Annotated in this window: 22 protein-coding genes; 16 read left to right on the forward strand and 6 right to left on the reverse strand. The window is 66.5% G+C overall.

All coding sequences use genetic code 11. From position 1 onward, the window contains the following. Window positions 1-213: 213 nt before the first annotated feature. Window positions 214-573, forward strand: coding sequence for a hypothetical protein (locus Q0Q02_RS12415; RefSeq protein ID WP_293809816.1), 360 nt, complete (start codon window positions 214-216; stop codon window positions 571-573). Window positions 574-584: 11 nt separating this feature from the next. On the opposite strand, the gene Q0Q02_RS12420 is transcribed toward Q0Q02_RS12415, so the two are convergent. Further along, window positions 585-1,247 (reverse strand): GntR family transcriptional regulator, encoded by a 663-nt coding sequence (locus tag Q0Q02_RS12420; RefSeq protein ID WP_293809818.1) that lies wholly within the window; start codon window positions 1,245-1,247, stop codon window positions 585-587. 107 nt (window positions 1,248-1,354) lie between these two features. Here Q0Q02_RS12420 and Q0Q02_RS12425 point away from each other — a divergent pair, with 107 nt between their 5' ends. From Q0Q02_RS12425 to Q0Q02_RS12445, 5 genes are all read left to right on the forward strand, one after another. Further along, on the forward strand, window positions 1,355-2,239 hold the full coding sequence (locus Q0Q02_RS12425) for an alpha/beta hydrolase (protein WP_293809819.1): 885 nt from the start codon (window positions 1,355-1,357) through the stop codon (window positions 2,237-2,239). A gap of 27 nt (window positions 2,240-2,266) precedes the next feature. After that, window positions 2,267-3,808 carry an ABC transporter substrate-binding protein gene (locus Q0Q02_RS12430; RefSeq protein ID WP_293809820.1) on the forward strand — a complete coding sequence of 514 codons (1,542 nt, stop codon included), beginning with the start codon at window positions 2,267-2,269 and terminating at the stop codon, window positions 3,806-3,808. A gap of 58 nt (window positions 3,809-3,866) precedes the next feature. After that, the gene (locus tag Q0Q02_RS12435) at window positions 3,867-4,811 is read left to right on the forward strand and encodes an ABC transporter permease (RefSeq protein ID WP_293809822.1); all 945 of its coding nucleotides are present in this window, start codon (window positions 3,867-3,869) and stop codon (window positions 4,809-4,811) included. A gap of 68 nt (window positions 4,812-4,879) precedes the next feature. Beyond that, on the forward strand, window positions 4,880-5,698 hold the full coding sequence (locus Q0Q02_RS12440) for an ABC transporter permease (protein ID WP_293809918.1): 819 nt from the start codon (window positions 4,880-4,882) through the stop codon (window positions 5,696-5,698). Next, window positions 5,695-7,356, forward strand: coding sequence for an ABC transporter ATP-binding protein (locus tag Q0Q02_RS12445; RefSeq protein WP_293809823.1), 1,662 nt, complete (start codon window positions 5,695-5,697; stop codon window positions 7,354-7,356). The genes Q0Q02_RS12440 and Q0Q02_RS12445 overlap by 4 nt, the downstream gene beginning before the upstream one ends. A 271-nt stretch (window positions 7,357-7,627) precedes the next feature. On the opposite strand, the gene Q0Q02_RS12450 is transcribed toward Q0Q02_RS12445, so the two are convergent. From Q0Q02_RS12450 to Q0Q02_RS12460, 3 genes are read right to left on the reverse strand one after another with little or no spacing between them, the layout of a single operon-like run. Beyond that, a complete protein-coding gene (locus tag Q0Q02_RS12450; RefSeq protein WP_293809824.1) occupies window positions 7,628-8,821 on the reverse strand; it encodes an extracellular solute-binding protein in 1,194 nt (397 codons plus the stop codon). Next, window positions 8,818-9,888 carry an amidohydrolase family protein gene (locus Q0Q02_RS12455; protein ID WP_293809826.1) on the reverse strand — a complete coding sequence of 357 codons (1,071 nt, stop codon included), beginning with the start codon at window positions 9,886-9,888 and terminating at the stop codon, window positions 8,818-8,820. Before Q0Q02_RS12455 ends, Q0Q02_RS12450 begins: the two co-directional genes overlap by 4 nt. A gap of 2 nt (window positions 9,889-9,890) precedes the next feature. Further along, complete coding sequence (locus tag Q0Q02_RS12460; RefSeq protein WP_293809828.1) at window positions 9,891-10,637, reverse strand: 6-phosphogluconolactonase; 747 nt, start codon at window positions 10,635-10,637, stop codon at window positions 9,891-9,893. A 116-nt stretch (window positions 10,638-10,753) separates the two neighbouring features. Between Q0Q02_RS12460 and Q0Q02_RS12465 the strand changes: the two genes are divergently transcribed. From Q0Q02_RS12465 to Q0Q02_RS12510, 10 genes are all read left to right on the forward strand, one after another. Further along, on the forward strand, window positions 10,754-11,938 hold the full coding sequence (locus Q0Q02_RS12465; RefSeq protein ID WP_293809830.1) for an ROK family protein: 1,185 nt from the start codon (window positions 10,754-10,756) through the stop codon (window positions 11,936-11,938). Window positions 11,939-12,086: 148 nt separating this feature from the next. Beyond that, window positions 12,087-13,262: an extracellular solute-binding protein gene (locus Q0Q02_RS12470; protein ID WP_293809832.1), complete on the forward strand. Its 1,176-nt coding sequence runs from the start codon at window positions 12,087-12,089 to the stop codon at window positions 13,260-13,262. A gap of 2 nt (window positions 13,263-13,264) precedes the next feature. Then, entirely contained in the window at window positions 13,265-14,284 is a 1,020-nt protein-coding gene (locus Q0Q02_RS12475; protein WP_293809834.1) for a Gfo/Idh/MocA family oxidoreductase, read from the forward strand. A 154-nt stretch (window positions 14,285-14,438) separates the two neighbouring features. Further along, window positions 14,439-15,443 carry a Gfo/Idh/MocA family oxidoreductase gene (locus Q0Q02_RS12480; RefSeq protein ID WP_293809919.1) on the forward strand — a complete coding sequence of 335 codons (1,005 nt, stop codon included), beginning with the start codon at window positions 14,439-14,441 and terminating at the stop codon, window positions 15,441-15,443. Window positions 15,444-15,647: 204 nt separating this feature from the next. Next, window positions 15,648-17,174, forward strand: a complete 1,527-nt coding sequence (locus tag Q0Q02_RS12485; RefSeq protein WP_293809835.1) for an FGGY-family carbohydrate kinase — start codon at window positions 15,648-15,650, stop codon at window positions 17,172-17,174. Between the two features lie 69 nt (window positions 17,175-17,243). Continuing rightward, complete coding sequence (locus tag Q0Q02_RS12490) at window positions 17,244-18,200, forward strand: ABC transporter permease (RefSeq protein WP_293809836.1); 957 nt, start codon at window positions 17,244-17,246, stop codon at window positions 18,198-18,200. Window positions 18,201-18,238: 38 nt separating this feature from the next. Continuing rightward, complete coding sequence (locus Q0Q02_RS12495) at window positions 18,239-19,183, forward strand: substrate-binding domain-containing protein (RefSeq protein WP_293809837.1); 945 nt, start codon at window positions 18,239-18,241, stop codon at window positions 19,181-19,183. 196 nt (window positions 19,184-19,379) lie between these two features. Then, a complete protein-coding gene (locus Q0Q02_RS12500; protein ID WP_293809839.1) occupies window positions 19,380-20,144 on the forward strand; it encodes an ATP-binding cassette domain-containing protein in 765 nt (254 codons plus the stop codon). 155 nt (window positions 20,145-20,299) lie between these two features. Beyond that, window positions 20,300-21,229, forward strand: a complete 930-nt coding sequence (locus Q0Q02_RS12505) for a nucleoside hydrolase (RefSeq protein ID WP_293809841.1) — start codon at window positions 20,300-20,302, stop codon at window positions 21,227-21,229. Window positions 21,230-21,240: 11 nt separating this feature from the next. Beyond that, window positions 21,241-21,762, forward strand: a complete 522-nt coding sequence (locus Q0Q02_RS12510) for a hypothetical protein (RefSeq protein ID WP_293809843.1) — start codon at window positions 21,241-21,243, stop codon at window positions 21,760-21,762. A gap of 156 nt (window positions 21,763-21,918) precedes the next feature. Here the strand turns inward: Q0Q02_RS12510 and Q0Q02_RS12515 are convergent, their stop codons facing one another. Next, window positions 21,919-22,275 (reverse strand): hypothetical protein, encoded by a 357-nt coding sequence (locus tag Q0Q02_RS12515; RefSeq protein WP_293809845.1) that lies wholly within the window; start codon window positions 22,273-22,275, stop codon window positions 21,919-21,921. Further along, a complete protein-coding gene (locus tag Q0Q02_RS12520; protein WP_293809847.1) occupies window positions 22,265-23,284 on the reverse strand; it encodes a sugar-binding transcriptional regulator in 1,020 nt (339 codons plus the stop codon). The genes Q0Q02_RS12515 and Q0Q02_RS12520 overlap by 11 nt, the downstream gene beginning before the upstream one ends. Between the last annotated feature and the right edge of the window lie 25 nt (window positions 23,285-23,309).

Raw genomic sequence — 23,309 nt, forward strand, 5'->3', positions numbered from 1 at the left:
CGCCGAAGTGCCGATGGTGATGCTCTATAACGGCATCGTCGGCGGCGCGATGGGCAACAAGACCCAGGGCTATGTCTCGACGCTGAGCTCGCTCCCCCGCGCCTGGGAAGTCAGCCTCGGCCAGTAGCGGCCGCAACCTCGCCTTCGCGACTTCCGCCAGCGCGGCATGCCCTACGGGGCATGCCCTGACGACACGATAACGAGGGAACGGGAATGATCCGTATTTCGACCGCCACCCTGGCGCTCGTACTGCTGGGCGGCGCGGCACAGGCACAGACCATCAATGTCGCGCTGAATGCCGACATCCGCTCGACCAATCCGGGCGTCAAGCTGCCCTCCAAGGTCTGGGACAATCGCGAGGCCGAAGCTCTCATCGAGAAGGCGACGCTGGTCAGTGACGAAGCCGAGCGCCGCAAGATCTTCGACCGGCTCCATGTGATGATGCTGGCCGATGCGCCGCTGATCTTCCTCTACAATCAGGTCGATACGGCCGTCGTCTCGAAGCGCCTTCAGGGTTTCGCGCCCTGGGTTGCCTCGAAGCCCCGCCTCTGGGAGGTCTCCGTCGCCAAGTGAGGCGGTAGCCTTCAGCTCGGCTCGACCGGAGCCGGGCCGACGGGCGCGCCCTTGATGATATGGGTCGCGATCAGGGTCGCCAGCCGCTCCGCGTCGCGCGCCTTCAGGGCCGCCATCATCTCGTAATGCTCGCGATCGCTCTTCTGGAGCAGTTCATGCGAGCTCCACACCGTGATCTGCGAGCCGCGCCCGCGGTCCCGCAGGCCCCAGATCATCTCCTCCAGCACGGCATTGCCGCAGAAGGAGTACATGAATTGATGGAAGGCGCGGTTGATCTCGCTCTGCTCGGTCCGGCTGCCGGTCGTGACCGCGGCGGAGAATTGCGCCGCCAGCGCATCCAGCCGCGCGATCGCAGCGTCGTCGATTTGCGCGACGATGCCTTCGGCCGTGGCCCGCTCCAGAATGATGCGCGTCGCGAGGATCTCCTCATAGGTCTTCAGATCGACCTCGGCGACACGGTAACCCCGGTTCGGGACATGCTCGATCGTCTTGCGCACGGCGAGTTCGTCGAGCGCACTGCGCACGTCGAACCGCGTCGCCTGAAAACGCTCCTCGAGGTCGATCTGGCGCAGCCATTCGCCCGGCCGGAATGCGCGCAAACGGATCGCCTGGGCGATCTCGTTGGCGAGCACGGCACGCCGCGTGTTCGTGTTCTTGCGTTTCCGCTCCGTCATGAGGGGCTCTCTAGCAGGATTCGCGCGTCGCGACAGAAGTTGGTTGCGAAGCGAACCATAACATGCAACAAAATTGGCGCCAATAATTTCGCCAGAGGAGACGGGCAGTGAGCGCCGTGGCAGAACAGACCGGCAAGCCGGAGAACGAAGCGGCCGCGCGCGCCAAGGCGCTCTACGAATACGGCCCGACCTCGATCTATTCGTCGAAGCACGATCCGCGCTTCCCCTATTGCCTCTATGTCCCGCCGACTCTGGGCCAGGGCGGCGAGAAGCCGGAACTGATCGTCGCGATGCACGGCACCGGCCGCGGCTTCACCGGCTATCGCGACGCCTTCTCGGCCTTCGCCCGCTGGAACAACTGCATCATCCTGGCACCGCTCTTCCCGATCGGCGTGATGGGCGACGGCTATCGCGACGGTTTCAAGTACATGCGCGAGGGCAATCTCCGTTACGACCACATCCTGCTCGCCATCGTCGAGGAGGTCTCCGAGCGCTACGGCATCGCCTTCGACCGCTTCGGCCTGTTCGGCTATTCCGGCGGCGGGCACTTCGCCCATCGCTTCCTGATGCTCCAGCCGCAAAAGCTCTGGGGCGTCTCGATCGGCGCGCCGGGCTCGGTCACCCTGCTCGACCCCAGCCGGGACTGGTGGGTCGGCACGCGCAACTTCGCCGAGCTCTTCGGCCAGGAGCTCGACATCCCCGCGATGCAGAAGGTCTCCGTGCAGATGGTCGTCGGCGCCGCCGATCTTGAGACCTGGGAGATCACCCACAAGCCGGGCGGCCGCAACTGGATGCCGGACGCCAACCATGCCGGCACCAATCGGCCGGAGCGGCTGGCCAGCCTGCGCGACAATTTCGCCGCGCGCGGCATCGCCGCCCGCTTCGACCTCGTGCCGAACACGCCGCATGACGGCGTCAAGGTCGTGCCGGTCGTCGAGGATTTCTTCGCCGGCGAGATCAGCCGGATTCGCGCCGCCCGCAAGGCCGGCTGAACGGTCAAGAACAACAGGGGAAACACGATGAAGCGCTTCCTTGTCTCCGCAGCCGCGCTCGCCCTTTCGGCTGGCGCCTTGCAGGCCCAGACGCTGACGGCGGTGCTCAACGCCGATATCCGCTCGACCAATCCCGGCGTGAACCGCGACGGCAACACCGATGCCGTCGTGATGCACATGGTCGAGGGCCTCGTCGGCTATGCCGAGGACGGCTCGGTCGGCCCGCTACTGGCCGAGAAGGTCGAGATCTCGCCCGACGGCAAGGCCTACACCTTCCGCCTGCGCAAGGGCGTGAAGTTCCACAACGGTGCGGCCATGACCTCGGCCGACGTGCTGTGGAGCTGGAACCGCTACATGGACCCGAAGACCGACTGGCGTTGCCTGTCCGATTTCGACGGGCGCAACGGCCTCAAGGTCGTCACGGCCACGGCCCCGGATGCCGATAGCTTCGTCATGGAGATCAATGAGCCGAACGGGCTCTTCCTCGACTCGCTCGCCCGCGCCGATTGCGGCGGCACCGCCGTCATCCACAAGGACTCGGTCAAGGCCGATGGCAGCTGGGACAAGCCGATCGGCACCGGCCCCTTCATGCTCGGCGACTGGAAGCGTAGCCAATCGGTCCAGCTCCTCGCCTTCGACCAGTATGTCTCGCCCAAGGGCGACAAGCGCGACGGCTATATCGGCTCGAAGCGTCCGCTGGTGAAGGAAGTGCGCTTCATGGTCATCCCCGATGCGGCGACGGTGAAGGCCGGCCTTCTCGCGGGCTCGCTCGACATGGCGCTGATGCCGGAATCGGACGTTCCCGACCTGAAGAACGCGCCTAACCTCGCGCTGGCCATCGCGCCGAACCCGGTCCGGCACAGCCTGATCATCCAGACGCGCGATCCGGTGATGAAGAACCAGGCCCTGCGCCAGGCGATCGCCGCCGCGATCGATTTCCCCGAGCTCGTGGCCAATGTCTCGAACGGCCTCGGCAAGCCCAACAACTCGCCGGTCTACACGACCTCGAAATATTACGGCGAGGCCGAGAAGCAGGGCTTCAAATACGACCCCGCCGCGGCCAAGGCGCTGCTGCAAAAGGCTGGCTACAAGGGCGAGAAGATCACGATCCTCGCCAACAAGCGCTCCTCGGTGCCGAGCTTCAACACCGCCGTCATCGCCCAGGCGATGATGCAGGCGGCCGGCATCAATGCCGAGATCGAGGTGCTGGAATGGGCGACGCAGCTCGATCGCTACAACAAGGGCAATTACCAGATGCAGGCCTTCTCCTATTCGAGCCGCTTCGACCCTGCGCTCGGCTATGAGCAGATCTCCGGCCCGAAGGACAAGCAGCCCCGCAAGATCTGGGAGGATTCCGAGGCGCTGGCCCTGATCCAGAAGTCGATGGTGATCACCGACACGGCCGAGCGCCAGAAGATCTTCGACGACCTGAACAAGCGCTTCATCGAGCAGGTCCCGACCATCTTCACCCATAACGACCTCGATATCATCGCCCACAACAAGCGCGTGAGTGGTGTGACCCCGTGGGCCTCGCAGCTGCGGGTCTGGGAAGTGAGCGTCTCGAAGTAAGGCGGTTGCCGGCCCTGCTGTGAAGCGGGGCCGGTTTTGAGGCTTGGGAGGGCCTTCGATGTTTCGCTTTGCGCTGACGCGGATCGTCATGGCGCTGCCGACGCTGCTGATCGTGGCGGTGTCGGTCTTCGTGCTGATCCGCCTGATTCCCGGTGACCCCGCCCAGTTGATGCTGGGGGATCTCGCGACGCCGGCGAGCCTCGCCGACCTCAGGGCGCGGCTGGGGCTCGACCAGTCGCTACCGGTTCAGTTCGGCATCTGGATCGGCAATGTCGTGAGTGGCGATTTCGGCCAGTCGATCTCGTCGCAGCAGGCGGTTCTGCCCTTGATCCTGCAGCGCTTCTGGGTCTCCGCCCAGATCGTTCTGGTCGCGGTGCTGCTGGCGAGCTGCGTCGCGGTACCGGCCGGCGTCATCGCCGCCTGGAAACAGGATTCGGCGCTGGATCTTGGCCTCGTCGCCACCGCGACGCTGCTGCTCTCGATCCCGACTTTCTGGCTGGGTCTCCTGCTCCTGCTGTTCTTCGGGCTCAAGCTCGAATGGCTGCCGGTGGTCGGCTATGTCTCGATCGCGGAGAACCCGTGGGCCGGCATCCTCTATCTGGTCATGCCGATCATGACGCTGTTCCTGCACGAGATCGGCGTGATCCTGCGCATGGCGCGCGCCTCGACGCTGGAGGTGCTCCGGCTCGACTACATCACCCATGCCCGCGCCAAGGGCCTGTCGGAAGGCGCGGTGCTCTGGCGCCATGCCTTCAAGAACGCCTTCGGCCCGACCTGGACCCTGATCGGCCTCGTGCTCGGCAACCTGCTCGGCGGCATCGCGGTGGTCGAAACGGTCTTCACCATCCCCGGTCTCGGACGCCTGCTCGTCGATGCGATCTTCGCGCGCGACTACCCGGTCATCCAGGGCTGCATGCTCTTCGTCGCCTTCACCTATGTGCTGGTGAACCTCGTCATCGACCTCTGCTACCCGGTCTTCGATCCAAGGGTGACGGCCCAATGAACGGTGACGGCGCAATGAGCAGCGACAGCACCCTGAGCACCGGCGGCACCGTGAAGAAGGCCCGCCGCATGAAGCTCCCCGCCCCCAATGCGATCGTCGGCGGCACGCTGATCGGCATCCTGCTCGCGACAGCCTGCATCGGCGCGCTCTGGACGCCCTATGATCCGCTCAAACTCTCCTTCCGCGAGAAGCTTGCGGCACCCTCGGCACTGCACTGGCTCGGCACCGACGAGTTCGGCCGCGACGTGCTTTCGCGCCTGATGGCAGGCGCCGCGACCTCGGTCTGGATCTCGATCCTGACGGTGACGCTCGCCGTCGTCATGGGCACCACGATCGGCCTGTTCTCCGGCTATATGCGCGGCTGGACCGACCGCATCATCATGGCCTTCAACGATGCGCTGCTGGCCTTCCCCGGCATCCTGCTGGCGCTCGGCCTGCTCGCGGTGGTCGGCGCCAACAAATACGGCATCATCGTCGCGCTGGGCATCGCCTATACGCCGTCGGTCGCCCGCGTCGTGCGCGGCACGGTGCTCTCGCTGCGCGAGCGCGAGTTCATCGCCGCCTCGCGCGTGATGGGCAACTCCGAGAGCTTCACCATGGCCCGCCACATCCTGCCGAACTGCATCGCGCCATTGACCGTGCTGGCGACCTCGATGTTCGGCTATGTGCTGCTGGCCGAGAGCGCGCTCTCCTTCCTCGGCCTCGGCGTGCCGCCGCCGGCCCCGACCTGGGGCAACATGCTGGCGGGTTCCAGGCCCTATATCGGCCAGGCCGTCTGGCTCGGCATCTTCCCGGGCCTGTGCATCTCGCTGACGCTGCTCGGCATCAACCTGCTCGGCGACGCCGTGCGCGACCGGCTCGACCCGCGGATGAGGGGCTCGCGATGACCAAAACAGCGCCTCTTCTCGATGTCTCCGGCCTGACGCTGAAGATCGGCGGCTCCGGCCGGACCGTGGTCAACGACGTCTCCTTCCAGGTCTTCCCGGGCGAGATCGTCGGCATCGTCGGCGAGTCGGGCTCGGGCAAGACGCTCGCGGCCCGCGCCGTGATGGGCTTCATCCCGCCAGCGGTCAGGCAGGACGGCGGCACGATCCGCTTCGACGGCCAGGACGTGATGGCGATGTCGGGCAAGGACCTGCGCACCATGCGTGGCTCCAAGGTCGGCATGGTCTTCCAGGAGCCGATGACCTCGCTCAACCCCTCGATGCTGATCGGGCGCCAGCTCGACGAGGGACTGGCGCTGCACCGCAAGCTCGACGCTCCCGCCCGGCGGGCGCTGATCCTCGACATGCTGAAAAGCGTGGGCTTGCGCGATCCGGAAGGCGCGCTCACCGCCTATCCGCACCAGTTCTCCGGCGGCATGCGCCAGCGCATCATGCTGGCCTCGGTGATGCTGCTGAAGCCGGCCCTGCTGCTCGCCGACGAGCCGACCACCGCGCTCGACGCCGTCGTCCAGCGCGACGTCATGGAGCTGATGGTCGAGCTGACGAAGGCCAACGACACCGCGGTGCTGCTGATCTCGCATGATCTCGGCATGGTCGCGCGCTATTGCAGCCGCATCGTCGTGATGTGCCAGGGCGACGTGGTCGAGCAGGGCCAAAGCGAGGACATCCTCGCCCGGCCGCGGCACCCCTATACCCGCAAGCTGCTCTCGGCGATGCCGCATCGCCTGCCGGCGCGGCTCGTGCCGGAGGCAAAGACGCCGATCGTCGCGGTGCGCGACCTCGTCGTCGAATACCCCGGCCGGCAGGGCTTCTTCCGCAAGGGTGAGGCGAAGCGCGCCCTGCACGGCATCAGCCTCGACGTTCAGCCCGGCGAGGTCGTCGCGGTGGTCGGTGGCTCGGGCTCGGGCAAGACCACGCTCGGCCAGTCGATCGCGGGCCTTGTCAAGCCGGCCGGCGGCGAGATCCGCTTCAACGGCAAGCCGATCGCCAGGAGCGAGACGGCCTATTGGGACTACCGCCTGAACTGCCAGATGGTCTTCCAGGACCCCTACTCCTCGCTCGACCCGCGCATGACGGTTCAGCAGCTCGTGGCCGAGCCGCTCAGACTCGTCCCCGACATGAGCCCAGCGGACCGTAAGGCGCGCGTCGCCGAGGTACTGACCGAGGTGGGCTTAGGCGACGGCTTCGCCGAGCGCTATCCGCACGAGCTCTCGGGCGGCCAGCGCCAGCGCATCGCGATTGCGCGCGCCATCGTGCGCCGGCCGAGCTTCGTCATCGCCGACGAGCCGGTCTCGGCACTCGACGTCACGGTCCGGGCGCAGGTGCTCGAGCTCTTCGACGAACTGCAGAAGAAGCACGGCTTCTCCTGCCTGTTCATCAGCCACGATCTCGGCGTGGTCGAGCAGGTCGCCGACCGCGTCATCGTCATGCAAGACGGCAAGATCGTCGAGGAAGGCCACCGCGACGACATCTTCGACAACCCGCAACACCCCTACACCCAGAAGCTCCTCGCCGCCGTCCCAGGCCTCGAAAGCACTGGAGAAGGTGGGGTGAGATTGTTCTGGAGACGCGCCGAAAACGACAAGGCCATCACCGGCTGAAGGCCGGAGGATTTTGCACGGAACCACCGCGTCATCCCGGACAAGCTGCGTAGCAGCGTCGATCCGGGATCCATCGCAGAGCTCAGGAGCCTTACGATGGATCCCGGGTCAAGCCCGGGATGACGGCGCGTTTCAGCATAAAATCAGCGCGAACTGAGCCCGAAGCAAATCGGCCCGGAGCCCATCCTCGGTGGCAGCACCGTCGACGGTTTCCGGGCCTTTCCTTCGCTCCGCCGTGGGGGCGGAACGAAGGAAGCGAGGACGCTACGCGTCAGCGCTTGCGCTTGGCGCCGACCAGTTCGTCCCATTTGCGGAAGGCGACGACCATCTTGTCGGGCTTGAGCGGCAGCTCGATCGGGTTCTTGGCGATGAGATCGGCATATTCCGGCCGGCCGAACTCCGCGATCACCTCCTGGCTGCGCTTCGGCGCCAGCGAGAGCGGCACGTCCTTCACCGCCGGGCCCGGATAGAGATAGCCCTCGTCATAGGAATAGGCCTGCATCTTCGGCGTCAGCACATGCGCCATGATGTCGAGCACGACGGCGAGGCGATCGTTCGGGATGCCCTTCGGCACGCACATGAAGAACGCGTCCGAGACCCAGTGGAAGCCCTTCAAGGTCTGGATCTTGGCTTCCTTCGGCACGATGCCGAGCGCGCGCGGATTGATGTCCCAGCCCGTGGTCGAGATGATGATGTCGCGCGAACCGTCGCCAAATTCCTTCATCGTCGCACCGGTGCCGGCCGGGTAATACTCGATATACTCGCCGATCGCCTGCAGATAGGCCCAGGTCTTGTCCCAGCCATTGACCGGATCCTGCGGGTCCTTGTCGCCGAGGAGATAGGGCAGGCCCATCATGAAGGTGCGGCCCGGACCGGAATTGGTCGGGCGCGCATACATGAACTTGTTGGGATTGGCCTTGGCCCAGGCGAGCAGTTCCTCGGCCGTGGTCGGCACCTGCTTGACGCGCGCCGGCATGTATTCGAGCAGCGGGCCGGACGGGTAGTAGTTCACCACCGTACCGAAGCCGGCGCCCTGAACCTTATGCAGGTTGAGCGCCGCCGGCTCGTAATTCTCCTCGATCTTCGGGAATTTCTCAGCGAAATCCGGGAAGATCTTGAGCCAGAGATTCTGCTCCAGGCCAGCGGCGAGCCCGTCCGAGCCGGTCAGAACGAGGTCGAGATCGGCGCGGCCGGCATCCTGCTGCGCTTTGATCTTGCTCGCCAATTCCGGCGCCGGCGCCTTCACATAGGTGATGCGCGAGACGAGCTTGGGATTGTTCGCGCGGTAGTCGTCGAAGGCCTGCTGCATCAGGGCGAGCGCACCGCCGACATCGATGATGTTGATGCCGACCGGCGCCGAAGGCAGCGCCGGCACGGCGGCCAGCGCGCTGCCCCCGCCAAGTGTCAGTGCGCCGAGCCCGCCCAGGACGGTGCGGCGGTCCACGCCTTTCGAAAATTCGCTCATGCTTCTCCCCTTTTCGTTGGTTGATGACGTCTTCTGGCTGCCGCGCCAGCGGCGAAATCGCGGCTTTCATTGCCGATGCTGACGCTGCGAACTCGCAGCTCCGGCGACCACTCGATCGCGCTCTCCGGCAAGGTGATGCCGGCTCGGGCCAGCGCATCGGCGATGCAGGCAAGCGCATGGCTCGAGGCCATCGCGACCGCTTCGGCAGGCGTGGCGATGCCCCAGGCCACGACATTGCGCACGGCATCGTCGAGCTTCAGCGCCGAACCCGCCAGCGAGACGCCGCCGGGCTGGCGCACCGAGCCGTCGGCAGCGAGATCGACCGGCATGCCGGCGAAGCTGTAGCGGCCAAGCTGAGCCCCCGCGGCAACCACCGCGTCGGTGACAAGGATCGAGCGCGCAAAGCCCTTGGCCCGGATCAGGCTCTTCAAGGCCTTCGGATGGATATGGATGCCGTCGGCGATGAAGCCCGCCATCAGCCTGTCTTCGGCGAGCTGCGCGAAGAGCGGGTTGACCAGCTTGTGCAATTGCTGCGGCAGGCCGTTGCCGAGATGGGTCGAGAGCGTCGCCCCGGCATCGGCAGCCGCCTCGACGACCGCGAAATCGGCGGCAGAGTGGCCGATGGCGACGACCTTGCCCATGCGGGCAAGCTGGCCCGCAAGCGCGACGCCCCCTTCGACCTCCGGCGCCAGCGTCACCATCAGGATCGGCCGCGACAGCAATGTTTCCAGATGCGTCACGAGATCGGCCGTTGCCGCCGTCATCGCTTCCGGCGGATGGCAGCCGGCATAGCCGCTCGAGGGGTTCAGGAACGGCCCTTCGAGATGATAGCCCGGGCACATCAATGGCCCGAGCCGGCTGCCGCTCACAGCGGCGTCCAGCGCCCGGAACCGCGCTTCCAGCTCATGCGGATGGGCGGTGATGATCGTCGGCAGGCAGGTGGTCACGCCCGTCGCCAGCATCGCCTCCAGCGCCCGGTCGAGCTCGGCTGCAGTGATCGTACCGGAGTTGAAATCCACCCCGGCGAAGCCGTTCACCTGCAGGTCGACGAGGCCGGGCGTGCGCATCCTCAAGCTTTCCGGCTCAGCAGGGAGGCTGCCGGCGGATCGATGAACAGCACGGTCCGCTTGTGCGTCTGCAGGATCGAGGCGGGGCTGAGATTGCTGACCGGCCCTTCCAGCGCGGCCTTGGTCGCCGCAGCCTTGCGCGTGTCGGAGACGGAAAGGACGATCAGTTCGCTCTTCAGGATCTGGCGGATGCTCATCGAGATCGCCTGCTTCGGCACGGCGTCGAAGCTCGGGAACCAGCCCTCGCCGAACTGCTGCTGGCGGCAAGCATCATCGAGATTGACGACGAGATAAGGCTCCTCGGTCTCGAAATCGGCCGGAGGATCGTTGAAGGCGAGATGGCAGTTCTCGCCGAAGCCTGCGAAGCAGACCGCGATGCGCTTGCCGGCGATCTGCTGGTTGAGCTGCTTCACCGTCGCCATCGGATCGCCCTCACCATCGACCGGAATGAAGGTCGGCGCATTCTTCAGCGGCGCCATGAAGCGCTCGCGCAGATAGCGGCGGAAGCTCGCCGGATGGCTCTCGGACAGGCCGACATATTCGTCGAGATGGAAAGCCGTGACCTTCGACCAGTCGATGCCCTCGGTCGCCACGAGATGATTCAGCATCTCGAACTGGCTGGCACCGGTCGCCACGATGATCGTCGCGGTGCCGTTGCGGGCGATCTCGTCGCGGATCGCCTGCGCACCGAGCGCCGCCGCCTGCCGGCCGAGTTCGTCCTTGTCGGAGGCGACATGCATCTCGATCATCGAATTTTGAACCTTTTACGCCAGAAATTTTCCGATATTCTGGAACCGAGCTTATGAAGCTTCGCCTGAAACGCAATGATTAATTTTGAACGCAACTGTTCCGAATAGAGCCCGCCTTGTCCCTGCTGACGCTCGACGAAACCCGCCTCGCGCTCGCTCATGAGCGCGACAGCGCCCGGATCTACCGGCTGATCCTCAATGGCGAGGTCCATTCCCGCACCGATATCGGCCGCATCCTGCAATTGCGCTCGACCAGCGTCTCCCGCGTGGTCGGCGATCTCATCGCGCGACGCCTCGTCATCGAAGCGGTTGGCGAGGCGAGCGGACGCGGGCGGCCGCCGGCGATCCTGATCGCCCATACCCGCCGCATCGGCGCCTCCGTGATCTATGTCTCCAGCCAGTCGCTCTCCGGCGCATTGGTCGATCTCAACGGCCATCTCGTCGCCGAGCGCCGCCGCGCCATCGCGGCCGATGCCGACAATGCCGCAATCGCCGCCGCGATGGCCGAATTGGCGCGCGATCTCCTCGACGCGATGCCGCCGGGCATGAGCCATGCCGGCACCGCCGTCTCACTCTCCGGCCTGATCGACCTGAAGCGAGGCCAGTGGCTGCTGGCCTCGCGCTGGCCGCGCATGCGCGGGCTCGACATCGCCTCGGTACTCGAGCCCGTGGCAGGGCCGGTCACGATCTGCCGCAATCTCGATGCCGAATTGCGCGCCCGTGCCGCCCGCGAGCCCGAGAACTTTGCAGGCGGGACGATCCTGCTGCACTGGGGCTGGGGCGTCGGCCTGGCCTATGCGGTCGATGGCGAGCCCTTCGCGCCGACCGGCTCCTTCGGCGAGATCGGCCATTGGCGGCTCGCGGCGCTGAACGGGCGCCGCTGCGGCTGCGGCAACACCGCCTGCCTCGAAACCGGCGCCGCGCTCTGGTCTCTGCTGCCGGCCCTGCGCCGGCACTGGCCCGATCTCGACCAGGACGAGGTGCGCCTTGCCTGGCAGCTCGCCGGCCTCGACCTCTTGGCCCTGCCTGACATTGAGATGGCGGCGAGAGTGCTAGCCCGTGCACTGGCCAATGCCTGCCGCATGCTCTTTCCCGCCCGCATAGCGGTGAGCGGGCCTTTCTCCGCCAATCCGCAGCTATGGGCCCGGTTCAATACGCTGTTCCGGGCAGAGGGGACCATGGACGGCTTCGCCGTGCCCGACCTTGCCGGCGTGCCCGCCAGTCACCTCTATGAAATCCATGGTGCAGCGGCGCCTTTGCTCAGCCGCGCGACCGAGGCGCTGCTGCTTGGGCAGGCCTGATCCCGCCCGCCTTCCATGCCGCGGCGCGGTGCCCGCCATGCCCTTGAATACGCTGGCGCACCGAAAAGTGGTGCACTAGTATCCCAGGTAAATGCTCCGGATGCCGTCCACGACATCGCAAATAGAGAGCTCAACCCAGGGAGAGATCATGAACCACCCGACACGTCGCACCGTCATGGCCGGAGCGGCCGGCCTCGCCGCGTTGAATGCCGGCGGAGCGCTGGCCCAGAGCGCGCCCGTCGCGCTCAACATCATCGATGTCGCCGGCAATCTTCAGCTGACCCAGGCGGCAATCGAGAAATTCGCCAGGGACAATCCGAAGCTGATCTCGCGCCTGAATTTCTCGCGCGCGCCCTCGCCGGAACTGCCGGCCAAGCTCAAGGCCCAGCAGCAGGCCAACCGCGTCGATATCGACCTCGTGCTGACCGGCCCCGGCGCCATGTCGGACGGCATCCAGCAGGGGCTCTGGGTCGATGTCTGGAAGTCCCATGCCAGGGACCTGCCGAAGCCGGAGGAGGTCTATCACGAGCAGGCGCTGATGATGCAGCGCAATTTCGGCCAGAACGAAGGCGTCGCGGTGGTCTATTCGCCGTCCGGCCCGCTCTTCGAATATGCGCCCGAGCGGCTCAAGACCGTGCCGAAGACCGCCGCGGAGCTGCTCGCCTATGTCAAGCAGAACCCGAAGCGCTTCACCTATGCGCGGCCCGTCAATTCCGGCCCCGGCTGGACCTGGCTGCAGGGCCTGCCCTACATCCTCGGCGATGCCGACCCGACCGACCCGATGAAGGGCTGGGACAAGACCTGGGCCTATCTCAAGGAGCTCGGCACCGGCGTCGACTACTATCCGGGCGGCACCGCCGCGACGATGAAGGAGCTCGGCGAAGGCACCCGCGACGTCATCGTCTCGACGCTCGGCTGGGACATCAACCCGCGCGTCCTCGGCATCGTCCCGAAGAAAGCCAAGGTCTTCGTCCTCGCGAACACGCACTGGATTCCCGACACCCAGTTCATGTGCATTCCCAAGGGCGTCCCGGCCGACAAGCTGCCGGCGCTGGTTGCACTGATGGCTTATATGCTGAAGCCGGAAGCCCAGGCCGTGACCTATGACAAGGGCTATTTCTATCCGGGCCCGGCGATCAAGGGCGTGACGCTGGCCATGGCGCCGCAGGAAAGCCGCGACGTGCTCGCCGAATACGGCCGGCCGGAATATGACGGGCTGATCACCAGCCTGCCGACCCGCCCGCCGCTGACGCCCGAACGTCTCGTCGCCGCCTTCCGGCGCTGGGATCAGGAAATCGGCGTCGGCCACGGGGCGCCGCAATAGCCATGCGCTTCGCCGCCATCGGCCTCGAACACCGCCATATCCATCATATGGTCGGTGGTCTCCTCGAAGCCGGCGCGACCTGCGTCGGCTTCGATCCCACAACCAGCGACGAGCGCGTTCTCGCCGGCTTCCGCGAACGCTTCCCCGCTCTGCCGGAAAGCACCGCCGACCGGTTGATCGACGATCCCGCGATCGACCTGATCGTCTGCGCCGCGATACCGGCGGAACGCGCCGCCATCGCCATTCGCGCCATGCGGTCCGGCAAGGACGTGATGGTCGACAAGCCCGGCGTCATCGATTTCGACCAGCTCGCCGCCGTCGAGCAGACGGTCGCCGAGACCGGGCGCATCTTCTCGATCTGCTTCTCCGAACGCTTCACCGTGCCGGCAACGATCATAGCCGGCAAACTGATCGCAGACGGCGCCATCGGCCGCGTCGTGCAGACGCTCGGCATGGGGCCGCACCGGCTCAATCGCGCCATCCGGCCGGACTGGTTCTTCGACAAGCGCCATTATGGCGGCATCCTCACCGATATCGCCTCGCACCAGATCGATCAGTTCCTGCATTTCACCGGCTCCGACGATGCGGAAATCGTCGCCTCGGGCGTCGGTCATTTCGGCGGGGCGGACCTGTCCGATTTCGAGGATTTCGGCGAGGTCCTGCTGCGCAGCGACAAGGCCGGCGGCTATATCCGCGTCGACTGGTTCACCGCCGACGGCCTGCCGACCTGGGGCGACGGACGCCTGACCATCCTCGGCACCGAAGGCACGATCGAGTTGCGCAAATATGTCGACATCGCCGGCCGCCCCGGCACCGACCATGTCTTCCTGGTCGACAAGGCCGGCACCCGCCATATCGATGCTTCCAACGAACCGCTGACCTATTTCCAAAATCTGGTCGCCGATATCGGCGCCCGTAGCGAAATCGCGATGAGCCAGCGCCACGCCTTCACCGTCTGCCGGCTCGCGCTGGCAGCGCAGGCGAAAGCGGCGTGGCTGCCGCTACGGTCACAAGGAACCTGAACGATGTCATCCCGGGCGACCGAAGGGAGACCCGGGATCCATTCCGGAGCGCCGCCAATGGAGGTTCAGGCATGGATCCCGGATCAGCGCGGCTTCGCCGCTTGTCCGGGATGACGACCGTGGGACGAGTTGAAGAAGGGGATCGCCCGTCATGATACGCAAGCTCGGCATCGCCGTGATCGGGCTCGGCCCCGCTTCCCTGCCGCATTCGAAAAGCCTGCTCGACCTCGCCGATCGCGCCGAAACGCGCTGGGCCGTGAGCCGCACGCCCGATCGCGCCAGGGCCTATGCCGCGCAATTCCCCTTCCCGACCACGACCGATCTCGACGCCGTACTGAGCGATCCCGCAGTGGATGCCTGCATCGTGCTGACGCCGCCGTCGAGCCATTTCGACGTCTCGGCGCGCTGCCTTCAAGCCGGCAAACATGTTCTCGTCGAGAAGCCATTGGAACTGACCAGCGAGCGCGGCCAGCGCCTCGTCGATACTGCTCGCCGGACTGGCAAGACCTTCGGTGTGACCCTGCAGCACCGCTTCCGTCCGGCGAGCCTGCGCCTGAAAGCCGCCCTGCAATCGGGCGAGCTCGGCACGATCGAAGCCGCCTTCCTCTCCGTGCCCTGGTGGCGCCCGCAGAGCTATTACGACGAGCCCGGCCGCGGCACGCTCGCTCGCGACGGCGGCGGCGTGCTGCTGACGCAGGCGATCCATTCGCTCGACCTCTTCCGATCGCTCGTCGGGGTTTCCAAGGTCGTGGCGGCACAGGCCCGCACCACCGCACTCCATCGCATGGAGACTGAGGATTACGTCTCCGCTCTGCTGGAGACCGGCACTGGCGCCCCCGCCACGCTGGTGACGACCACCGCCGCCTATCCCGGCTATCCCGAACGCATCGAGATCACCGGCACGAAAGGGTTCGCCGCGCTGATCGGCGGGCGGCTGCGGCTCGCCTTCCTCGACGGGCGCGAGGAGATCGTCGAGGCCGAGGGCTCGACCGGCAGCGGCGCCAATATCATGGACTTCCCGCATGACGCCCACCGCGCCGTCATCGCCGATTTCCTCGATGCGATCGCTGAGGGCCGCGACCCCGTCGTCACCGGCGAGGAGGCGCTCGCCTCGCAACGGCTGGTCGACGACATCCTGGAGGCTGCGCGGCCGACATGACGCCATCGGTTTCTTGACTTGGTGACGATTTGCGGTGTGTTTCCGATGATGAAACGCCGTCATTCCGGGCTTGACCCGGAACCCATCCCAGAGCGCCCAGCCCTGTGATGGATTCCGGATCGGCGCCGCGAGTTTATCCTTGGGCCGACCGAAGGTCGGACCCGAGGGCGGCTTGCCCGGAATGACGCGTATGTTGCGATCCAGATGTCCCCGATAAACGTCGTCCTCGCCTGCGATCTCGGCGGCAGCAGCTTCCGCGCCGCGCTGATCGACAATCGCGGAACGACATTGGCCGAGCATGCCGTTCCCGGCCCTGCCCTGCACGACCATCTCGACCGCTCGGAAGTGACGGCGCTGGCCTGGTGGACGCAGTTGCTCGAAGCCGCCGCCAGGCTCGCCGAACAGGCGCCGGAGCTGTTCGCGAGCATCCAGGGCATCGCGATCTGCGGCGTCACACGCACGCAGGTCTTCCTCGGCCGGGACGGTCAGGAACTGCGCCCCGCGATGACCTGGAAAGATGCGCGCTCGGATGGCATCGCCTCTCGCCTGCGCGAGACGCTGGCCGATCATTCCGAGGCCTCCCGCATCAACGCCTTCCACCCGCTCGCGCGTCTCGCCTGGCTGGCCGATACCGAACCGGAGAACGCCCGCGCGCTGGCCTGCGTGCTGGAACCCAAGGATTACCTGAACTTCCGCCTGACCGGCCGGCAGGCGAGCGATCCCGTCTCCCTCGCGCGATTGATCGCGTGCACTGAAAACGTCGGCGGCCGCTCGGGATTTGATGCCATCGGCCTGCCGCCAAGCGTGATCCCCGCGATCATCGAACCCGCCGAGATCGTCGCCCCCGTCCGCGCCAGCCTGCCCGCGCCCTTCGACCAGTTCGCCGGCATCCCCGTCTTCTGCGGCTGCAACGATACCTGGGCGGCTGTCGCAGGGCTCGGCGCCCTTCGACCGGGCTATGCCTACAACATCTCCGGCACGACCGAGGTGCTCGGCGTGCTCGGCCCCGATCAGGCGGAAGCCGAAGGGCTCATCTCCGTCGATTGGCGCGGCCTCTGGCATCTCGGCGGCCCCAGCCAGAACGGCGCCGACACCGCCGCCTGGCTCGCCGGCCTGCTCGGCGGCAACGGTCCCATCGGCGAGACGATCGAGCGCCTTCTTGCCGGCCCGCGCCATCCGCAGCCGGTGCTCTTCCTGCCCTATCTGCAGGGCGAGCGCGTGCCCTATTGGGACCCGAACCTGCGCGGCGCCTTCATCGGGCTCGGCCGCCAACATGGCCCGACCGACCTCGCCTATGCCGTGCTCGAAGGCGTCGCCTGCCAGAACCGCCTTGTGCTGGAGCGCGCGGAAGGCGCGCTCGGCACTCGCGTCGACGAAATCCGCTTCGGCGGCGGCGCCGCGGCCAATCCGGTCTGGGCACAGGTGAAGGCCGATATCTGCGGCCGCCCGATCGCGGTTGGCACAGCCAAGGAGCCCGGCCTGCTCGGCGCGGCGATCATCGCCTGGACGGGCCTTGGCCGCTTCGCCTCGCTCGCAGCCGCGCAGGACGCCCTTGTGAGCATCGCCAGCCGCTACGAGCCCGACCCGGCGCGGCGCCCCGCCTATAACGCGCTCTATGCCCTCTATCGGCAGAGCGAGGCAGCCCTCGCCCCCATCTCGGCCGATCTCGTCGCGCTGGCGCAGAACACGGGCGCGTGGCCCGGCCTCGCCAACCCGGCAAGCGCAACGTAAAGGACTGATCATGCCGACGATTCGAAGCAGAGCGCCGGCGCGCATGATCGTGAAGAAGGGAAGTTGAGCTTGGGCCGCATCGACCCGCGCGAATTGATCGGACGCTACGGCACGGCGCTCGCCGGCCTCGCACTGATCCTGTTCTTCCTGATCTTCGCGCCAAACTTCGCCAGCACGATGAACATCATCAACGTGCTCAAGGACACGAGCTTCCTCGCCATCCTCGCGCTCGGCTTCGCGCTCGCCTTCACCGTCTCAGAGCTCGATCTCTCCGTCGCGGAGATGGCGAGCCTCGCGGCGGTCGTCTGCGGCTGGCTGGTCCATGCGCAATATCCGCCGGCCGTCGCGGTATCGGCTGCGATTGGCGTCGGCATCGTGCTGGGCACGCTGAATGGCTATGGCGTCACCGTACTGCGCATCCCCTCGCTGATCATGACGCTCGGCACCGCCGCGATCGCCAAGGGCTTCGCCTTCATGATCACGCAGGGCGTCGCCTTCGTCGGGCGCTGGCCGGTCGGCTTCACCGGGCTCGCCCGCGGCTATTCGTTCGGCATCCCCAATCTCGTGCTCTGGATGGCGGGCGCCACGCTCTTCGCTTACGGGCTCGTCAAATGGACGCGAACCGGCGCGCATATGGTCGCGACCGGCGAGGCGGATGAGGCGGCGCGGCTTGCCGGCATCGCCACCGCCCGGATGAAGCGCATCGGCCTCCTGCTTTCGGGCGTCTTCGCCGGCCTCATGGCCATGCTGCTCGCCGCCAACCTGTCCTCGGCCGCACCGAACATGGCGGGCGACTACCTGCTCTATGCCATCGCCGCCGTGCTGCTCGGCATGACCATGTTCGAGCCCGGCAAGCCCAACATCCCCGGCACGGTCTTTGCTGCGTTGGTGCTCAAGGTGCTCGGCAACGGCTTGGTGCTGATGGGCGCGCCCTATTACATCCAGGACATCGTGCTCGGCGCGATCATCATCGGCTCGGTCGCCTTCTCGGCCAGCGCGATGAAGAAGGCGGCGTTCAAGGTCTGATTTCGACAACGACAAGCAGAATGAGGGGAGTGGGTTTCATGTTCGGTTTCAGGAAAATGCTGGTCGCTGCTGCGGCGCTCGTCGCGCTCGGTCAGTCGGCCGGCGCGTTCGAGGTCGGCATCATCGGCTTCCAGTTCACCTCGGAGACGCATGCGCGTGTCGCCAATGCCGCTGCTGCCGCCGCCAAGGCCAAGGGCTGGAACGTCACGCTGCTGAATTCGGAAGGCGCGCTGCCGAAGCATGCCGAGCAGTTCGACGCGCTGATCGCCAAGAAGGTCGATGCCATCATCATCGCCATGGGCAAGCCGGTCGAGGCCGACGCCCAGTTCAAGGCGGCGAAGGACGCCAAGATCCCCGTGGTCACCGTGCAGTCGGGTTCGAGCCCGCATGCGCTCTTCGACATCCAGACCAACGAGTACAAGGTCGGCGCCGATGCCGCGCTCTACCTGCTCGGCCAGCTCGGCTACCAGGGCAACATCGTCTCGGCCCGCTTCGACCTCAACGTCGCCTCGCGCATCCGTGGCCGCCTGCTCGACGCCGTCCTCGCCGAGAACCAGGCAGTGAAGGAGCTCGGCAAGTTCTCGATGGCCCGCACCCAGAGCTGGCGCGACGATGTCCGCGCCGGCATGCAGGCGCTGCTGCTGCAGAACCAGGGCAAGATCAACGGCATCTGGGCCTCCTTCGACGGCCAGGCCTATATCATCGACGACCTGCTGCAGGCGCAGGGCGTGAAGAAGGGTCAGATCCCGCTGGTCTCGGTCGATGGCGGCAAGGAGAGCTACGAGCGCATCGCCGACCCGAACTCGACCTTCATGGCGACCGTCGCCGTGCCCTTCGACGAGATGGGCAAGCAGGCGGTCGATGCCATCCAGGCGATCGTCGTCGACAAGAAGCCGAAGGAGAGCATCACGTCGGGCCCCTATCTCTTCACGGAAGCCGAGCTGGTCGACAAGAACAACGTCCAGCAGTTCCTGAAGAAGTGAGGCTCTTTCCCTTCTCCCCTTGCGGGAGAAGGTGGCTCGGCGAAGCCGAGACGGATGAGGGGACGCGCTGCAATTTCCGGTTTGCGCCTTGCAAAGGCTGCATCGGAAACGTCGAGAGACCCCTCACCCCAGCCCTCTCCCGCAAGGGGAGAGGGGGCAGGTCGCGCCAAGCTGGCCCACTGAGAAGCCTTGAACCATGACCTCTTCCACCCCCCTCCTCTCGCTGCGCGGCATCGGCAAGGCCTATGGCCCGGTCGTCGCCGTGCGCGATGTCGATCTCGACATCTTCAAGGGCGAGGTCGTGGCGCTCTGCGGCGACAACGGCGCCGGCAAGTCGAGCCTGATCAAGGTGATCTCCGGCGCCGAGGAAGCGACGAGCGGCACGATCAGCCTGCGCGGCAAGCCGGTCACCTTCGCCTCGCCGCATGACGCGCTGGCGAACGGCGTCGCGACGATCTACCAGGACCTCGCGCTGGCGCCGCGCCTCTCCATCGCCCAGAATGTCTTCATGGGCTCGGAATTGACCAAGCCCGTGCTGCTGCCCTTCCTGCGTATCCTCGACAAGAAGAAGATGATCGCGGAATCGCAGCGCTATCTCTCTCAGCTCTCCGCCGCGGTCACCGACATGACGCGGCCCGTCGAGCGCCTCTCCGGCGGCCAGCGTCAGGCGGTCGCGATCTCGCGCGCACTGCGCTGGAACGCCGAGATCATCATCATGGACGAACCCACCGCCGCGCTCGGCGTCAAGGAAAGCGCGCTCGTCCTCGATCTCATCCGCAAGCTCAAGGCGGACGGACGCACCGTCATCCTGATCAGCCACAACATGCGCGACGTGGTGGCGCTGGCCGACCGTGTCGTGATCATGGGCGCCGGCCGCAAATATGTGGACCGGCCGCTTGGAAACCTCACCGCCGACGACATCGCCCACATGATCATGGCCGGCAACGCCAAGGCGGCCTGAGATGCGCTTTCTCCCATTTTCAGCCCTCATCCTGAGGAGCGGGCATGGCCCGCGTCTCGAAGGATGCTTCAGCAGGCTCCGGAGCGATCTGGAACATCCTTCGAGACGCCGCTACGCGGCTCCTCAGGATGAGGGCTGAGGGTATGGAAACGAAGATGCGCGAAGCCACCATCATCGATACCGATCCCGGCCAGGACGACGCCGTCGCCCTGCTCCTCGCCTTCGCCAGCGCCGAGCGGATCGATCTCAGGGCGATCACCACGGTCGCCGGCAATGTCCCGGTCGCGCAGACCACCGCGAATGCCTTGCGCATCCGCGATCTCGCCGGCCGTGACGATATTCCCGTCCATCGCGGTGCCGAGGGTCCGCTGGTCTTCGCTCTCGAAACCGCGGAATTCGTCTGCGGTCCCGATGGACTCGCCGGCGCAGAACTGCCCCAGCCGAGGGGCGAGGCTGCACCGGGTCATGCCGTGCAGGCGGTCATCGATATCTGCCGGGCAGCGCCTGCGGACGGCATCACGCTTTGCCCGCTCGGGCCTCTGACCAATCTCGCCCTCGCCTTCCGGCTGGCGCCCGACATCCTGCCGAAGGTCAGGCGCATCGTGCTGATGGGCGGGGCCATCGGCCTCGGCAACATCACGCCTGCGGCGGAGTTCAACACCTATGTCGACCCGCATGCCGCAGCGGTCGTGTTCGGTTGCGGCCGGCCGATCGTCATGTTCGGCCTCGGCGTCACGCTCCAGGCCATCGCCAGCCACGATCAGGTCGCCCGCATCGGCGCGCTCGGCAACGCGGCGGGCAAGGCCGTGCACGGCATGCTGACGCGCCCGCGTCCCGGCGGGCTCGGCTCGAACGGCCATCCGATGCACGACCCTTGCGTCATTGCCTTCCTGCTCTGGCCGGAGCTGTTCGAAGGCCGCGACTGCTTCGTCGCAGTCGAGACCGGCGACGGCCCCTTGCGCGGGCGCACCACAATCGACTGGAACGGCCGCCTCAAGCGCGTGCCCAACGCCCATGTCGTTTCATCCGTGAAGGCCCACGACCTGTTCGAGCGGATGATCGAACGCCTCGCCACGCTGCCCTGAGAGACCAGATCATGCCGCATTTCGTCGAAGCGCTGCAGCAGGAAGCGGCGGAAGCCATCGCGCAGATGCAGGAGGTTGCCTTGCGCGCCCGCCACGCCCATGCCCGTGCCGAACTGATGCGCCACATGCTGACCACGGCCCGCAAGGTCAAGGACAAGCCGAAGGCCGAGGCTGTCGAAACCGTCGTGCGCGAATGGATGGATGCCTGGAATCTGGGTCGCAGCGACTGGCCGCATATCGCGCGCGAGATGGAGAGCTTCACCGAAACCTTCCACGACTACGCCAATGATCCGAGCGATGCCCATGATGAGCGTCTACGCGAAGCCTGCGCGGCGCTCGACGCCGTCCTGGAGCAGGAGGGAACCTCGATCTCCGACCAGATGGCCTTCCGCTCGCAATGCGCCCATGGCTGGTGGGAACAGGTGAAACCCGTCCCGGCCGACCTGCCCGGCCGCAAGCCGCGCCCGTCCGTGCCGGCGCTTGAATCCGGCAAAGCATTCTGGGAAGCCGGCTGCGCCGACTTCTGCCGCTGAGGCGCCTTTTCCCGCCATCCCACAATCGCGAGCGTCATCCCGGGCTTGCCCCGGGATCCATCGCAGAACGCAGCGCCCTCCGATGGATTCCGGATCGGCGCCGCTTCGCGACTTGTCCGGAATGACGACGCGGTTCAGCGGTAGCGCGGCAAGCCGCTACGGCAGCTGCTGGTTCTCGAAAAAGCCGTCCAGCGGGATCTGGGTCGTCTTCTCGAAATCGTCCATCGCATCGAGCAGGCGCCGGCGGTAGTTCAACAGCGCCAGCAGCAATTGCGCGGCGTCGCGCGACAGCCCGTAGCGCGCCCAGCTCTCGGAAGTCACTCGTTCCAGCCCGATCTGGTCGCCGAAAGCCTCGACCGTGGCGAAGCCGAGGCCTTGCACCACCTCAAGCAACTCTTCAGCCGACATGCGCGGCTTCACGACATGGGAATGCACCCGCTCCAGCATGAGGCGGATGTCGGAGGGCCGGAACTGCAGGGAGTTGCGCGCGAACTGCTCGAAATTATTGGCCATGGCGTGTCTCCCCTTCGGCTCCCTTTGTCGCCGGTTTTGCGCCGCCGGCCAGCAAGGCCTCGGCAGCGCCTTCATCCGTGATCAGCACCTTCGCTGCGCTCGCCCGCAAGGCGGCGCGGATCGCATGTTCCTTATGGGCGCCGCCGGCCGCGATCGCGACGAGGCCGATGCCCCTGAGATCGGCCGGGCTCACCGCCATGATACGCCGGTTGACCGGATGGTCCACCAGCTCGCCCTCGGCATCGATGAAATGGCAGACGAGGTCGCCGACCGCTCCGGCCTTCTTGAGGCCCGCCAGATCCGATTGCGGCAGCAAGCCCTCGCGGAACAGCGTTGAATCCGGCACGATATCGCCGACGCTGACCAGCGCGATATCGGCCGCACGCGCCCGGTCTAGCAGGTCCCGCAAGCTCGGCTCGCGCCAGAGCGCGTCGCGGATCTCGGCATTCGAGACGAAGACCGGCGCGGTCAACTGGAAGCAGTCGGCCCCGAACATGTCGGCGACGCGGCGCGCCACCGCCGAGGGGTTGATGCTGCGCGAGTGGGTGAGGCCGCCGAGCAGCGAGACGACGGACATCGCCTCGACCTGGCGCGGCTGCATGCCCCGCAGCGCCAGATGCAGGGTCTGCCCCCAGCCGACGGCCAGTGACATGTTGTCGGTGAGCTTGTCCGAGAGCCAGAGGCCGGCGGCATAGCCGACGAGCGCCGAGACGCTGGCCGCATCGCGCGCCGCCGGCACCACCACCGCCTCCTTCAGGCCGAAGGCGGTGACAAGCCCGCGTTCAAGCCCCGCCTGCCGGGCCGAGCGCGCATCGATCCTGATCTTGACCAGCCCTTCGGAACGCGCTGCCGCCAGCATGCGGATCACCTTGATCCGGCTCAGCCCCAGCGCCTCGGCGATCTGTTCCTGGGTCAAGCCCTCGACGTAATAGAGCCAGGCGGCGCGGACCTTCGCCTCCGCCACCGGCATCTCGCCCTGGATCAGTCCTGCTCCGAATGCGTCTTCCACGAGCGCTCCCTGTCGCGCCGTCTCG

This window comes from uncultured Allobosea sp., from assembly GCF_945956895.1.
GTDB lineage: Bacteria > Pseudomonadota > Alphaproteobacteria > Rhizobiales > Beijerinckiaceae > Allobosea.